Source organism: Rhizobium sp. PAMB 3182 (assembly GCF_052908355.1).
The window spans coordinates 3085001-3100183 of sequence record NZ_CM128607.1 but is presented as its reverse complement, the minus strand read 5'-3'; the positions used below and the strand labels follow the sequence as shown (position 1 = coordinate 3100183).

Annotated in this window: 11 protein-coding genes, 1 tRNA gene and 2 rRNA genes; 10 read left to right on the top strand and 4 right to left on the bottom strand. The window is 60.0% G+C overall.

The window, feature by feature from the left end:
* Window positions 1–58 precede the first annotated feature (58 nt).
* Genes ACU5AZ_RS15015 through ACU5AZ_RS14995 form a run of 5 tightly spaced genes read left to right on the top strand, consistent with a single transcriptional unit; the run spans window position 59 to window position 5318 of the window.
* Window positions 59–2104, top strand: coding sequence for a TonB-dependent receptor (locus tag ACU5AZ_RS15015; protein WP_446823144.1), 2046 nt, complete (start codon window positions 59–61; stop codon window positions 2102–2104).
* Window positions 2098–3102: a class I SAM-dependent methyltransferase gene (locus ACU5AZ_RS15010; protein ID WP_446823143.1), complete on the top strand. Its 1005-nt coding sequence runs from the start codon at window positions 2098–2100 to the stop codon at window positions 3100–3102. The genes ACU5AZ_RS15015 and ACU5AZ_RS15010 overlap by 7 nt, the downstream gene beginning before the upstream one ends.
* A 1-nt stretch (window position 3103) precedes the next feature.
* Window positions 3104–4009 carry an ABC transporter substrate-binding protein gene (locus ACU5AZ_RS15005; protein WP_446823142.1) on the top strand — a complete coding sequence of 302 codons (906 nt, stop codon included), beginning with the start codon at window positions 3104–3106 and terminating at the stop codon, window positions 4007–4009.
* Window positions 4006–4740, top strand: a complete 735-nt coding sequence (locus tag ACU5AZ_RS15000; RefSeq protein WP_446823141.1) for an ABC transporter permease — start codon at window positions 4006–4008, stop codon at window positions 4738–4740. The genes ACU5AZ_RS15005 and ACU5AZ_RS15000 overlap by 4 nt, the downstream gene beginning before the upstream one ends.
* On the top strand, window positions 4737–5318 hold the full coding sequence (locus tag ACU5AZ_RS14995; RefSeq protein WP_446823140.1) for an ATP-binding cassette domain-containing protein: 582 nt from the start codon (window positions 4737–4739) through the stop codon (window positions 5316–5318). The genes ACU5AZ_RS15000 and ACU5AZ_RS14995 overlap by 4 nt, the downstream gene beginning before the upstream one ends.
* A 126-nt stretch (window positions 5319–5444) precedes the next feature.
* Here ACU5AZ_RS14995 and ACU5AZ_RS14990 read toward each other — a convergent pair whose 3' ends face one another.
* On the bottom strand, window positions 5445–6293 hold the full coding sequence (locus ACU5AZ_RS14990; protein ID WP_446823139.1) for a MurR/RpiR family transcriptional regulator: 849 nt from the start codon (window positions 6291–6293) through the stop codon (window positions 5445–5447).
* A 104-nt stretch (window positions 6294–6397) separates the two neighbouring features.
* Between ACU5AZ_RS14990 and ACU5AZ_RS14985 the strand changes: the two genes are divergently transcribed.
* The 5 genes from ACU5AZ_RS14985 to ACU5AZ_RS14965 are packed head-to-tail and all read left to right on the top strand — an operon-like array spanning window position 6398 to window position 11267.
* On the top strand, window positions 6398–7135 hold the full coding sequence (locus ACU5AZ_RS14985) for a 5-formyltetrahydrofolate cyclo-ligase (RefSeq protein WP_446823138.1): 738 nt from the start codon (window positions 6398–6400) through the stop codon (window positions 7133–7135).
* A 44-nt stretch (window positions 7136–7179) separates the two neighbouring features.
* Window positions 7180–8151 carry an ABC transporter substrate-binding protein gene (locus ACU5AZ_RS14980; RefSeq protein WP_446823137.1) on the top strand — a complete coding sequence of 324 codons (972 nt, stop codon included), beginning with the start codon at window positions 7180–7182 and terminating at the stop codon, window positions 8149–8151.
* Window positions 8151–8921 carry an ABC transporter ATP-binding protein gene (locus ACU5AZ_RS14975; protein ID WP_446823136.1) on the top strand — a complete coding sequence of 257 codons (771 nt, stop codon included), beginning with the start codon at window positions 8151–8153 and terminating at the stop codon, window positions 8919–8921. Before ACU5AZ_RS14980 ends, ACU5AZ_RS14975 begins: the two co-directional genes overlap by 1 nt.
* Complete coding sequence (locus tag ACU5AZ_RS14970) at window positions 8911–10491, top strand: ABC transporter permease (RefSeq protein WP_446823135.1); 1581 nt, start codon at window positions 8911–8913, stop codon at window positions 10489–10491. Before ACU5AZ_RS14975 ends, ACU5AZ_RS14970 begins: the two co-directional genes overlap by 11 nt.
* A 20-nt stretch (window positions 10492–10511) precedes the next feature.
* Window positions 10512–11267, top strand: a complete 756-nt coding sequence (locus tag ACU5AZ_RS14965) for a 5-formyltetrahydrofolate cyclo-ligase (protein WP_446823134.1) — start codon at window positions 10512–10514, stop codon at window positions 11265–11267.
* A 258-nt stretch (window positions 11268–11525) separates the two neighbouring features.
* On the opposite strand, the gene ACU5AZ_RS14960 is transcribed toward ACU5AZ_RS14965, so the two are convergent.
* The 3 genes from ACU5AZ_RS14960 to ACU5AZ_RS14950 all read right to left on the bottom strand — a co-directional run bounded on the left by ACU5AZ_RS14960 (window position 11526) and on the right by ACU5AZ_RS14950 (window position 14871).
* A tRNA-Met gene (locus ACU5AZ_RS14960) sits at window positions 11526–11602 on the bottom strand.
* A gap of 152 nt (window positions 11603–11754) precedes the next feature.
* Window positions 11755–11869 (bottom strand): 5S ribosomal RNA (gene rrf, locus ACU5AZ_RS14955).
* Between the two features lie 201 nt (window positions 11870–12070).
* Window positions 12071–14871: ribosomal RNA gene (locus ACU5AZ_RS14950) — 23S ribosomal RNA — on the bottom strand.
* Window positions 14872–15183 lie beyond the last annotated feature (312 nt).

The following is a 15183-nucleotide window of genomic DNA, read 5'->3' as shown; positions in this document are numbered from 1 at the left end:
GAGGCCGTGCATGTCCCAATATCACTTGTCCCGATTGTTTTTGAGCAGCAGCGCGTTCTTGAGCCTATCCACCCTGCTGGCTGGAGGTCTTGTGGCGAATACGGCGCTCGCAGAAGAAGACACGGTCTATCTCGATGAGATCACCGTTTTCGCCGATGGCAGGCAGGAACTCGCGCACAAGGTCGCGGTGACGGCAACGGCGCTCAGCCATGACGAACTGAAGCAGCCGGTCTCACCCGATCTAAGCGCCATGGCGACCCGTTCCGCCAACACTGTCTTCCAGCGCGCCAATTCCCAGGAGCGTCTGGTGGTTCGCGGTATGACGTCCTTTGACAACGCGCTCGCCGATCCGGTCGGCTATCTGGTGAACGGCGTGGCGCTGCCGATGGGCACGATCCAGTTGCCGCACTTCTTTGGCGCGGAGAATGTGACGCTGTTGAAGGGGCCGCAGGGCACGACCTTCGGGCGCAACTCGGAAGCCGGGCTTGTGACCTTCGAAACGATCAAGCCTGGCAGCAGCGAGGGCGGCGAAATCAATCTCGGCTTCGCGGGCTCCGATGCGGGGGCGTCTCCGATTGGCGGCAACGGCTCGGTCCTCTGGTCGGGTCGCGCTGCGGATGGCCCCGCGCTGGTCTTCGGGGTGGAACATGCCCGCGATCCAGGCGTGATCTCGAACCCCGTCACGGGGGCCGATGACGGCGGCAAAAACCAGCGCACCACCGGCTTCGCCGGAGTGGAATGGGATTCGCTGGATGGAAGCTATCTGCGACTGACGACGCTGGTCGAGGACCAGAAATTCAACAAGGAACAGTTCCGCTATGTCTCCGGCCCGCTTGCGACCGACCGCTATGAAAGCGTCTATTCCGACCCTTCATGGGAGCAACGCCGCACATCCGTCACCGCGCTGGAATTTGGCACCAGCTTTGAAGGGTTCGATCTGACCGCGATTACCGGCCTCACCACGTTCGACCGCGATTTCGTACTGGATTTCGACGGCTCTCCTCTACTGCTCGGCGTCACCGAGATGGATCTCAGCGATCGCACGATATCCCAGGAGGTCCGCCTGACCTCGACCAGTGAGGGACCTGTGAAGTGGGTGGTGGGCCTGAACGCCTTCAGTCAAGATACGGATGCCGATTTCAATCTCGGCTCCATGTCGACCGACCGCCATACCGAGATCGACCAGATTGGCGCGGCGGCTTACGGCTTCGCCGAATACGCGCTTGCTGACCGTCTCCGCGTCGGAGCCGGGCTGCGGGTCGACCACATCTCGTCCGATGCCTGGCAGAGCTTCACGTCACCCTTGGCGAAGCTGCGCTATGAGGGCAGCGACAGTTCGACCACGGTTCTGCCCAAGCTGACGTTGGCCTATGACCTCTCTGACTCGACCCTGCTCCATGCAAGCTATGCCCGCGGCTATATGCCGGCGGGTTACAATTACGGCTTCGCCAACAGTGCCGACAGCCTGACCTATGCCGCGGAGTACAGCTGGAGCGCCGAGATCGGGGTGAAGCAGGAGTTCGCCAATGGCGCTACGCTGAACCTCGCCGCGTTCCACACCACCGTGAAGGACAAGCAGATCACCGAAACCATCCCCGGTGCCGCGCAATACATTTCAAACGCCGGCGAGACTGAAAGCTATGGCATCGAGGCGGAACTCACGGCCCCCTTGGGCGCGGGCTGGGAGATTGCCGTCAATGCAGGCTGGCAGCGAGCCCGGGCGACCTCTTTCCGCACGACCTCCATGGATCTGACCACTGGAACACTGGTTCCTGTCGACTGGTCCGGCAATGCCCTGCCCATGGCGCCGGAGACCACCTGGGGCCTGGCGGTCACACATCGGGGAGAGGTCTGGCGCGCGCAGGTCAGCTTGAACGGATCGGGCAGCTATTGGTTCGATCCGGGCAACACCGTGAAACAGGATGGCCTTGTCACGGTCGATGCCGAAATCTCGCGCAAGCTGGGCAGAGGTGAACTGACGCTTTGGGCGAAGAATCTTTTCGACGAGGAATACTACAGCACCGCCGCCTCCACGATCCGCGGCGTGATGGTCGAGGATGGCAGCCCGCGCACATTTGGCATGAACTGGAAAATGACATGGTGAGCTCCGGACGTCAGGCCGGCATCGGCCTTTTGCTGCAAACACTGGAAGGCCCGATCCGCTACGCGCTTCTGGACTGGGCGCTGGAAAGCAAAGTGTTCGACGTTTGCCAAAGCTCCCTGACGCCGGATCAGCTGGCAAAGCGCATGGATCTGCCCGAAGGGCCACTTACCCTTGCTTTGCGCGCCATGGTCGCGGCCGGGTTCATGGAGGTCAGCGACGCGGGTTATCGCACTGCGCCGGGGATTCTGCCTTTCGTGGCAACGGACAGCCCGCGCAGCATGGTCGAGACACTGCGCATGATGGCGAAGACGCGGCATGCCGGCATCGATCAATTCAGCGCCCTGATGGCGGGGGCGACCTTCGCCTCCGAAACGAAGCTGTTCGACGATGCGCATTGGGATGCCCATTACCGCTCCCTGGCAGAATTTCACCGGGCGATCGCCGCAGATGCGATGGGCCCCTGCCTGACCGGCCTTCCCGAATGGCCGAGTGCCCGGACCCTGCTTGAGATCGGGCCGGGGTCATCTGCGCTCGCCGTGGGCCTGCTCAAGCAGCGTCCGGACCTGCGGATCACCTTGTTCGATCTGGCCCCGGTGGCGGAGCGGATCAGGGCGGAGACCCCTGACCTGCCGATCACTGTGTTGCCCGGAAACTACAATCATTCCCTGCCCGACGGGCCTTTCGACATCGTCTGGTGTTCGATGACGCTTTACTTCCACGACAGTGGCGTGCCCGCACTGATCTCCAGGCTGGCCGAGCGACTGGCACCGGGTGGCGTACTGGTCAGCTTTCACGAGGCGCTCACGGATCATCGCACGGCACCGCCCGAGCATGTTCTGGGGCGTCTGATGCCGGCACTGCGACAGGGTGATGTGTCCTTCACCGATGGCGAAATCGCCGATGCCATGGCCGGGGCCGGCCTCGTCCGCCCGACTTCACAGCTCCTTTCCATCCCCTTCGGCCGCTTCCGTCTGGATGCCGCCCGCAAAGAGGCCTGACATGCGCCGCCTGCTCCTCATCCTCATCTCCATGCTGCCGCTGCCAGCGCAGGCCGAAGACATCCTGCTCTCCGGCCCGCCGACATGGGAAAGCGCGCCGCTGATCGCGCTGACCGAGAGCCAGCCTGTCGAGGGGGTTACCTTTACCTTCCGCCCCTGGGCCAGTCCCGAAGAGCTACGCAAGCGAGTGATGGCGGAAACGCCTTTGATGGCGGTCGCCCCTTCACCAACGGCGGCGATCTTCGACGCGAACGGCCTGGATCTGCGCGTGGCCTCGGCCACGATCACAGAGGGCAGCATCTCGATCATCGGACTGGGCGGCAAGGTCATGGATCTGCGCGATCTGGCCGGTGTGAGCCTCGCGCTGCCCTTCAAGGGCTATCTTCCCGACCTGATGATGCGCCGCATTGCCGAACCCGGTCCGGCCAGCTGGCAACCGTATTACACCGGCAGTCTGGTGGCCGGCATGCAGCTCCTGCTGGCCGGCAAGGTCGAGAACGCCATGCTGCCAGAGCCCTTAGCAACACTGGCACTGGCTCGGGACGAGACCCTGAGCCGACGCGCCGACCTATGCGCGCTGTGGCGGGACGCGACGGCACTGGCCGATTGCCCGCCGGCCGGAGTGATCGTGGTCAACCCTGCCTTCCGAGACAGGCCGAACGTGCTTTCTGCCTATCACGAGGCTTTTTCCGACCTTTCCGCCAATCCGTCCAGCGCCGCCAGACTGCTGGCAAAGCATTTCCCGGAGATGGGTGGGGCCAGTGAGGGCTTTGCCCGCATCCAACCGGCGGACCTGCCGATGCCAGAAAAGGCGGATGTGCTGGCCGACTTCTATACCGCGATCATGGAACTGGAGCCCGCCGCCATCGGAGGAAGACTGCCGGGGCAGGACTTTTACGGCAAATGACACAGCGTCTGGCTTTCTTGACCGGCCTTGCGACCTTGTTATTGCTCTGGTCGCTTGCCGCGAGCAACAGCCTGCCCGCAATCCTGCCAGGCCCACTGACGGTCGCAACGGCCTTTGTTCAGATCATCACTGACCCAGCCTTCTGGACCGGCACCCTCGTTCCCAGCATTGGCCGAGCCGTCGCGGGGCTGGTATTGGCCTTCACCGTCGGTGCGTCGCTCGGCCTGGCGGGCTGGCGTTGGCCGGTTGTCTCGGCACTGCTCGGACCCCTGCGGTTGGTATTGATGGGCCTGCCCGCGCCGATTCTTGCCATCCTTTGCATACTTTGGTTCGACGGTGGCACCACGACCACCGTCCTGACTGTTGCGGCGCTGCTCCTGCCGGTCTTCCAAATCGCCATTGCCGAGGGCATGAACGCGATGGACCCGCAACTGCGCGAGATGGCGCATCTGTTTCGCGTACCTCTGATCCGTCGCCTGCACCGGATCGCACTGCCGGCGCTATGGACCGCTCTTGCTCCGGCCCTGCGCGTCGCGGTGGCCAATTCGATCCGCGTCACATTGCTCACGGAGCTTCTGTCAGGCACGGAGGGCCTCGGCGCCGCGGTCCAACGCGCGCACAGCTGGCTGCAAACCGACCGGCTGTTCGCGCTGGTGATTGTGATCCTTGCCCTGATCGGTCTTTCCGAGGCAGCCCTCGCGGCGCTGACCCCTACGAGAAACCGGTCATGACCCTTTTCTCCGCCGAAGCCGCCAGCCTGCATTATCCCGGCCGTCCTGCCCCGGTCTTTCAAGACCTGTCGCTGACAATCCGCAGGGGCGAAAACCTGCACCTGACCGGCCCGAGCGGTGCGGGCAAGACCAGCCTGATGCGCGTGATCGCTGGGCTGGAGCGCCCGACATCGGGTCACGTCACCGCCCTGCCCCGCAGGATCGGCATGGCCTTTGCCGAGCCGCGCCTGCTGCCACGGCTGTCGGTCATGGACAATCTCATGTTTGTCGCCCCGCAATCGCCCACGGATGCTGCGGCGAAGCTTGAAGCACTCGAGATGGAAGGATTGCAGAACGTCCCTTGCAGCGCGCTCTCGAAAGGACAGGCGCAACGTGTGGCGCTAATCCGCGCCCTACTGGTCCGCCCCGACATCCTGCTACTCGACGAGGCCTTCGGCGGGCTTGACATGTCGACCTGGCATCGCGCCTGCGATCTGATCCGGGCGCAACGCGCCCTGGACGGCTTTTCCCTGGTCGAGATCAGCCACGACCCGGCACGGCTAGTCGCCCGAGATGCTGCAAGATTTTCGCTGCCCTGAAGGATGGACCGTCTACGCCCGCAAGAAAGACTGTGAGGTGCTACCCAACTTGCCCCCGACGCCACGACATGGATGCGTCAATGCCGACTTGGCACGACGCTCTAAGGAAACCCAAGTGGATGAGCGCTATCCATGATCCCCGATTTCTTCGTGAATGGCGACGATGATTTCGGCGCGCCGCTGCGCTGAGCGGCCGGCATGTGCTGCGAATGTCAACGCCAGCAACCGCACTGTACTCAAAATCGTCGTGTGCGAAGGACCGAGCGCGAAGCTCGCCACGTGGCAAGGCAGGACGACGCTTGAATAACGCTGCGCTTCCAGCATGGACGTCCGGTCGGTGATGGTGATGACATTGAGGCGGCTTGTCGCTGCGTGGCTGAGGATGGGTTTCAGGATCGGTTGTTGCGGCGGCAGCGTGATGAGGATCAGCACGTCCTTCGGACCCGTCATCGCAAGGTCTTCCGCCCATGACCCCTGATTTATGCCGAGGATCATCACATCATGCCGGAGCCTGGAGAAGAGAAGCCGCGCATAACGCGCCACGCCTTCCTCCGTTCCAAGGCCCAAAATCCAGACCTTTGGTGCTGCGCTGATCAGTTCGGCTGCCTCGCGCACCTTGTCCGAGCGCATTTCCTCGAAGGTCTTCGTGAGGTTTTTCAGCTCGAGTTCCAGATGCGCGCCAATCGTGCGGCCAAGTGCTACCTGCTCCGAATTGGTGACGGAATAGCCATAGGGCTCCGTGCGGTTACGCTCCTCACGCGCCTGCAGTTTCACCTCATTGAAGTCTGCATAGCCTAGATGCTGAAAGAAGCGCGCTGCGGTCGCCTTCGACACGCCGGCCATTTCGGCGATCTCGGTCGCCGAATGGGTGAGGATATCATCCTGCCGATCGAGGATAAGCTGCGCAAGCTTCTGCTCGCCCGCGGTCAGCTGGGCGTAGCGTTCCTGAATGCGCAAGACGAGACGTGAGGCCAAGGTTCTCTCCGGGTTTCCGTCGCTCTGAATAAAAAGATTATCACCCCTCTTGCAATAATGAAACTGATGTTTCACAGTTATGAAACAATGAAACGGAGGCCACCATGGCGCAACCGCGCGTTTTTCGGCAGAAAGTCTGGGAAAGCTTGAAGGCGGTTGCCCGTCCCGACACGCGGTTTCATCTGAGTTTCAGCGAGTTCATTCCCGACTTCGATGGCGTTGAGCAGGCGGTTGACAGGCTGGCTGGGCTGGACGTGTGGAAACGAAGCAGGCTCGCTTTTGTCACGCCGGACAATTCGATGACTGAAGTGCGGCGGCGACTGATTGCCGAAGGCAAGGCCTTCGTGATGTCGACCTACAACATGCAGCGCGGCTTCCTCTATATGGAACCCGGCAAGGTGAAGCCGGAGCAAGCGATTTTCGCCGCCTGGCTCGACGGCATGGAGCATTTCGCGCGGCCGGTCAATCTGGCGGAATTGACGCATATCGGCCGCTTCGATTTTCTGGCGACCGGCGCATCTGCCGTCACGAGGGACGGCATCCGTTTCGGCAAGGGGCACACCTATTTCGATCTCGAATGGGGCATGTTCACCGATCTCGGCCTTGTGGATGAGGCGACGCCGGTTGGCACTGTCGTGCACGACGTGCAGGTGATCGACGAGCAGATGAATGTCAGCGATACCGATATCCAGGCCGATTACATCGCCACGCCGTCAAGACTTTCGACCATCGAGCGCAGTGGCCGCAGGCCGCGCGGCATTAAATTGGAACGGCTGACGCGCGAGGAAATCCTGGCCACGCCGCCGCTGAAGGAACTCGCGCATATGCGCGGCGTCATTTGACTTTAATAACAATAACTTCACTTCAGAGCAGGAGCAGTTTGACAATGCGTATGACACTCAACCGCAGGCATTTCATGGGACTGATGGGCGCGGCCGCCGCAACGCCGCTGGTTGCGCGCCGGGCTGCCGCCGCGACGCCCTTCAACTTTCAGGCGTCGTGGATCAACGATGCGGAATTCTCCGGCTATTTCGTTGCCGCCGACAAGGGCTACTACAAGGAGGCCGGACTTGATCTGAACTACATGTCCGGTGGTCCGGATGTCATTCCCGAAAGTGCGATCATCGCCGGCAAGGCCGATCTGACGCTCACCACGCCGGATACGACGATCAAGGCGATCGTGGAGCAGGCAGCACCCTTCAAGATTATCGGCGCGCAATATCAGAAGAACCCGATCGGCATCGTTTCGCTCGCCAAGAACCCGATCCGGGAGCCGAAGGACCTGATCGGGAAGACGCTGGCCGTCCCGCCTGTCAATGTCGTGTCCGTCGAGGCCATGCTGAAGATATCCGGCATCGACCGCTCCAAGGTCAATATCGTCCCTTACGCTTACGATCCAACCCCGCTCATCAAGGGCGAGATCGATGCGTCGCTGGACTTCACGACCAACGTCCCCTTCACCATCAAACAGGCGGGTGAGGAGGCTACCTCCTTCCTCCTCTACGATTTCGGCTTCACAATCTTCAACGACACAGTCGTTGTCACCGAAGAGACCCTGAAGACCAAGCGCAAGGAGATCGTCGCCTTTCTCAAAGCCAGCCGCAAGGGCTGGGACGAGAACCTGAAGGATCCAACCGTCTATCCGAAGCAGTTCGCCGACACCTGGTATAAGGGCACCGGCCGTTCCGTTGAAAACGAGGTCTACTTCAACACAGCGCAGAAGCCGCTGATCGAGAGCTCCAAGGGCATATTCTCGATGAGCGAAGAGTCGATCGCCGCCAACATCGAAGCGCTGGCCGCCGTTGGCATAAAGGCCAAGCGTACGCATTTCGACACCACCGTTCTCGAAGAAGTATGATGACGACGGGCGTCGGCATCACACTGAAGGAAGTCTCGCGCGCCTTTGCCGCGCGCGAGACCGTCGTACAGGCGCTCGACCGTGTTTCGCTGGACTGCCCGGCCGGCTCGTTCACGGCGCTGATCGGACCGTCGGGCTGCGGCAAATCCACCATGCTGCGCCTGGCGCTCGGCCTTGATGTTCCGTCAAGCGGTACGATCTCGATTTCGGGACAGTCGCCACAGGCCGCGGCCAAGGCCGGACTGACCGGTGTCGCCTTTCAGGATGCCGCGCTCATGCCCTGGCGCAGCGTTGAGGACAATATTGCCTTGCCGCTCGATGTGCTTGGCCGCAAGCGGTACGATTATGTCGGCAAGATTGCGGGATTGATCGACCTTGTGGGCCTCAAGGGGTTTGAAAGGGCGCTGCCGGGCGAGCTTTCCGGCGGGATGCGCCAGCGTGTGGCAATTGCCCGCGCGCTCGTCACCGAACCGCAGGTTCTGTTTCTGGATGAGCCTTTCGGCGCGCTCGACCAGATCCTGCGCCGGCAGATGAATGTCGAACTGCAGCGAATCTGGATGGAAAGCCGGGCCACCACACTTCTCGTAACGCACGGCATCGATGAGGCGGTGTTTCTTGCCGACCGCGTTGTCGTCATGCAGAGCCGGCCGGGCCGGATCGGCAGAATTGTCGATATCCATCTGCCACGCCCGCGCCTGCCGGATATCTTCACGACGGAGGCGTTTCACGCCCTTGAGGATGAGATCACGGAGGCGTTGGATGGCCATTGACGCCGCTGGCCGGAGGGGGAAGCGTCTGGCCGGCCTTCTCAACCTCCTCGTCCTGCTGTCCGTCTGGGAGATCCTGGGCCGGTTCAAGCTGGTTGCGGGTGGCGCGCTGCCAGCCCCGAGCGCCGTGCTCATCCGATTCTGGCAGGATCGCGGCGACTATCCGTTGCATCTCCTGGCGACTTTCGAAGGCGCAGCACTCGGATTCCTGGTTGGCAACTTCGTGGCGGTTGCCGCCGGCATTCTCTTCGCCGCCTCACCTGTTGCGGCTCGGCTCGGACGTGGACTGAATGTTGCGATCTTCGCGCTTCCGCCGATTGCCATTTCGCCGATCCTGGTACTCACGTTTTCCGGCATGACGCCGCGCGTCGTGCTGGCCGCGCTCGGCTGTTATTTTGTCACCATGAGCGCCACGGTGACGGGAATCACCCAGACGGATCGACGCATGCTGGATGTCGTGCGCGCCTATGGCGGCGGGCGTTTGGCGCTGCTTCGTCTTGTGGAAATCCGGTCCGCCTTGCCGGCAATCCTGGCGGGACTGCGGGTGGCCGCACCTGCTGCAGTTCTCGGCTCGGTTCTGGCCGAGTTCGGCGGCGGCGGACGCTACGGGCTCGGCGTCTATCTCATCGGCTCGCTTGGACGGGCTGAACCTGCACGGCTTTGGGGCATCGGCCTTGCTGCCACCGGCATGGCGCTGGTCGCATATGCGATCTTCGCCCTGATCGAAGTGCGGATCACCCATGCGACGCGCGCCGTCACCGTTGCCGCGACACCGCCGGGCACGCCGCTCGCCATCGGCTGGCTTTCGGGGGCGGCGTTCGCCTTCGCTTCGGCAATGCTTCCTCTGGTCGTATGGTGGGGCCTCCTGAAGCTTCTCGGCACTCCGTCGATGATCGCCAAGACGCCGCTCGGCGTGATCGACTACCTCTTCTTCGCTCCATCTGCCGAGACTGCGCAACTCCGGCTCCTGTCCGCGCTGACACAGACGCTGCCACTGACGCTTCTCGGCATGGCCGCAGGCCTTGCCTTTGCATTCGCGCTGGCGCTCGCCTCCGTCGTGCGGCCCGGTATCGTGCGTTCCTTCATGCCGGTGGCGCTGGTCACGCAGACCATGCCGCTCGTTGCGCTGACGCCACTCCTCGTTCTCCTGCTTGGGCGCGGGCCTTCCGTCATCCTGTGGATCACGGTTTCGGTGACGTTCTTTCCGGCCTTTGTGACGTTGGCGCAGGGGCTGGCCATGGTGTCGCGCGGCGCGCTCGACGTGGTGAGGGCCTATGGCGCGAACCCGCTCACGCAATTGCGCCTCGTGTCCGTCCCGGCATCGCTGCCCTACCTCTTTGCCGCCATGCGGCTCGCCGTGCCGCGCGCGCTTTTGGGCGTCATGATTGCGGAGTGGCTGGCGACGGGAACCGGGCTCGGCAATCTGCTGAACCAGTCCCGCGGCTATCTCGACTACGGAATGATCTGGACCGTCGCAGTCGTCTCGGTCCTCATCTCCGTCCTTTTCTATCAGATCGTCATCATCATTGAACGGCGCGTGCTGCAAAGGCGCGGCATGCAGCCGGCGAACTAAAATCCATCAGAGGAGCAAACATGTCTACAGCCGCTGAAATCGCCGATCATAAATCCTCAGTGCGCGAGCGCGTCTGGAGCGAATTGCGCAAGGTCGCTGTCGCCGACAGCCGATTTCATTTCGATTTCGGCGAGTTCATCGCCGACTTCGAGGGCGGCGAGGAGGCGGTGCAGCGACTGACCGACAACGCATATTACCGCAACGCAAGGCTCATTTTCATTACGCCCGACAATTGCCTCGACCGGCTGCGCCTGCAGGCGCTGAAGGACGGCAAGGTCGTGCTGATGACCACCTATTCCATCAAACGCGGCTTCTGGCTGCTCGATCCGGCGCAGATCGCGCCGGATCTCTATCTCTACGCTTCGACGCTCGACGGCATGGAGCGGGTCGGGCAACACCTGACGCTGGCCGGAATACAGACCACCCTGCCGAAGGTTGATTACATGGTGACAGGCACAGGTGCGATCAACCATGAGGGCGTGCGCTTCGGAAAGGGCCACGGTTTCTTCGATTCCGAATGGGGCATGCTCTATCAGATCGGTCGGATTTCCGTCGAAACTCCTTGCGCCGCCGTGGTGCACGACTGCCAGGTCCTCACGGAAAAGCTAACGCCCGATGAGTACGACACGGTCGTTGACGTGATCTTCACGCCGACACGAACGATCGAGGTCGACAATCCGCACAAGCCCACCTGCGGGATCATCTGGAACCGGCTGGACCAGCACATGTTCGATACGATCCCGCCCCTGCAGGAACTGAAGGCCATGGGCCTGTGAACCTGGCGCGGGGGTAACCTGAGACTCGAGTTTCCTCTGGGGTTCGCAGAGTCCAGAGCATCAATGCAGTGAGCCCTGAGCAAAAAGGCGGGCTTCGTGTCCGGACCGTGTGATGGCTTTTACCTGCATTGGGCGAACCGGGTCCAGAACCGCCATAGGCCCTACGATGGCTTTGCCTTCTTGCGAGGGCTGTGATGAGGGGTTCAATTCTGGACGCGTTGACAATAAAAAACCCGCCTTTGGGGCGGGTGTTTTTATTGGTTGCGGGGGCAGGATTTGAACCTGCGGCCTTCAGGTTATGAGCCTGACGAGCTACCGGGCTGCTCCACCCCGCGTTATATGTTTCCGGGTTTTGTCCCGGGAGCGATTTCAGGCTTAGCCTGATGAGTGTCTGCCTCAAAAGCAAAAGGCCGCTTTGGATGCGGCCTCGTCTTGGGCATGAGGCCCTTGGGTTTGTGAATGAGAAGATTTGTTTTGCCTTTTGCAGACCTGGCAGCGACCTACTCTCCCGCGTCTTGAGACGAAGTACCATTGGCGCTGGGGCGTTTCACGGCCGTGTTCGGAATGGGAACGGGTGCGGCCGCCCCGCCATAACCACCAGGTCGGCAAAGGGCAAAACATGAGAAGCTGGATTTTTGATCGCGTTTGGGCCTGTCCGTCTGGCACTTGACGAAGCGAAGCTTCGCAAGGCCGAACGGCCGTCGCGCCTTTTGGCGCGGCCCGTCCGGAGCGTAGCGGCGAAAGCCGCGACAGCGTCAGGACAAGATGATCATCTTTTTTTCGATGATCATTGATCAATGAGAACGATCAAGCCGATCGAGCTATTAGTACCGGTAAGCTTCATGCATTGCTGCACGTCCACACCCGGCCTATCAACGTGGTCGTCTTCCACGGCTCTGATAGGGAACACTCGTTTTCAGGTGGGTTTCCCGCTTAGATGCCTTCAGCGGTTATCCCTTCCATATATAGCTACCCTGCTATGCCGCTGGCGCGACAACAGGTCCACCAGAGATATGTCCATCCCGGTCCTCTCGTACTAGGGACAGATCCTGTCAATATTCCTACACCCACGGCAGATAGGGACCGAACTGTCTCACGACGTTCTGAACCCAGCTCACGTACCGCTTTAATTGGCGAACAGCCAAACCCTTGGGACCTGCTCCAGCCCCAGGATGCGATGAGCCGACATCGAGGTGCCAAACAACCCCGTCGATATGGACTCTTGGGGGTCATCAGCCTGTTATCCCCGGCGTACCTTTTATCCGTTGAGCGATGGCCCTTCCACGCGGGACCACCGGATCACTATGACCGACTTTCGTCTCTGCTCGACTTGTCAGTCTCGCAGTCAGGCGGGCTTATGCCATTGCACTCGACGACCGATTTCCGACCGGTCTGAGCCCACCATCGCGCGCCTCCGTTACTCTTTAGGAGGCGACCGCCCCAGTCAAACTACCCACCATACACTGTCCCGGATCCGGATGACGGACCGCGGTTAGACATCCACGAAGATAAGGGTGGTATTTCAAGGATGGCTCCACAAGAACTGGCGTCCCTGCTTCAAAGCCTACCACCTATCCTACACATGCCTTGGCGAATGCCAGTGTAAAGCTATAGTAAAGGTGCACGGGGTCTTTCCGTCTGACCGCAGGAACCCCGCATCTTCACGGGGAATTCAATTTCACTGAGTCTGCGTTGGAGACAGCGGGGAAGTCGTTACGCCATTCGTGCAGGTCGGAACTTACCCGACAAGGAATTTCGCTACCTTAGGACCGTTATAGTTACGGCCGCCGTTTACTGGGGCTTCGATTCAGAGCTTGCACCCCTCCTCTTAACCTTCCAGCACCGGGCAGGCGTCAGACCCTATACGTCGTCTTGCGACTTCGCAGAGCCCTGTGTTTTTGATAAACAGTCGCTACCCCCTGGTCTGTGCCACCCTCATCTACTTGCGTAAATAAGGGTCACGCTTCTTCCGAAGTTACGCGTGCAATTTGCCGAGTTCCTTCAACGCAGTTCTCTCAAGCGCCTTGGTATACTCTACCTGACCACCTGTGTCGGTTTCGGGTACGGTCTATACGGTGGAGCTATTTCCTGGAACCGCTAAGCAGCACTGACAATCCAATAAGTCAGTACAACAGTCGCAATCCGTCACTACCACCAGGCCCACGAATATTAACGTGGTTCCCATCGACTACGCGTTTCCGCCTCGTCTTAGGGGCCGGCTAACCCTGCTCAGATTAACTTTAAGCAGGAACCCTTGGTCTTTCGGCGAGGGGGTCTCTCACCCCCTTTATCGTTACTCATGTCAACATTCGCACTTCCGATATCTCCAGGACCCCTCACAGGTATCCCTTCACAGACTTACGGAACGCTCCGCTACCACGTGCAGTAAACTGCACATCCTCAGCTTCGGTGCATGGCTTTAGCCCCGTTACATTTTCGGCGCAAAGACCCTTATTTAGACCAGTGAGCTGTTACGCTTTCTTTAAATGATGGCTGCTTCTAAGCCAACATCCTGGTTGTTTTGGGATCCTCACATCCTTTCCCACTTAGCCATGACTTGGGGACCTTAGCTGGAGGTCAGGGTTGTTGCCCTCTTCACGACGGACGTTAGCACCCGCCGTGTGTCTGCCGAGTAGTACTCCCCGGTATTCGCAGTTTGGTTAGGATCAGTAAGACGGTGAGTCCCCATAGCCCATCCAGTGCTCTACCCCCGGGGGTATTCGCTCGACGCTCTACCTAAATAGATTTCGCGGAGAACCAGCTATCTCCGAGTTTGATTGGCCTTTCACCCCTAGCCACAAGTCATCCCAATCTATTGCAACAGATGCGGGTTCGGTCCTCCAGTTGGTGTTACCCAACCTTCAACCTGCTCATGGCTAGATCACTCGGTTTCGGGTCTAATGCAACATACTATGGTCGCCCTATTCAGACTCGCTTTCGCTACGCCTACACCTACCGGCTTAAGCTTGCATGTTACACTAAGTCGTTGACCCATTATACAAAAGGTACGCTGTCAGGGTTGCCCCCTCCAACTGTTTGTAGGCATCCGGTTTCAGGTTCTATTTCACTCCCCTTGTCGGGGTGCTTTTCACCTTTCCCTCACGGTACTTGTTCGCTATCGGTCATGCACGAGTACTTAGGCTTGGAGAGTGGTCTCCCCATGTTCGAACAGGATTTCACGTGTCCCGCCCTACTCTAGGACAATGAAGCATTCTACGCGTACGGGGCTATCACCCGCTACGGCCAAACTTTCCAGAATGTTCCGCTTTATTCTTCATTGCCACTGGCCTGGTCCGCGTTCGCTCGCCACTACTTGCGGAGTCTCGGTTGATGTCCTTTCCTACAGGTACTTAGATGTTTCAGTTCCCTGCGTTCGCTTCTTTCACCCTATTTTATTCAGATGAAGATACCTTATTTCAATACTTGGAACATTGCCGCGCCAAAGACACAGCAACATTCCCAAGTATTTAAGGTGGGTTCCCCCATTCGGAGATCCATGGATCAAAGCTTATTCGCAGCTCCCCACGGCTTATCGCAGCGTATCACGTCCTTCATCGCCTGTGCATGCCAAGGCATCCACCAAATGCCCTTAAGACACTTGATCGTTCTCATTGCCAATGATCATCTTTGTTTTGGTGGGTTTGGAATTCCTAACCTTCTCGCTTGCGCTCGAAGGGGTTCCAAACCGCGCCTACGGATACCTTTTACATCCGTAATAATCATCGACGCGATCAAAAACACGAAGCAGCGTCACCGCTTCGTGCCTTATAATTTAGACCAGCTTCTCGAGATAATGTCCGGTGACGCGCGGTCAGGCAACGCCAATAAGATTGTCATCAGATGCAACCGAAGTCACAAACAACGACAATCCTTGAGTAACAGAACTTCCTACCTCAACCGGACCCTCGCTCCGTCA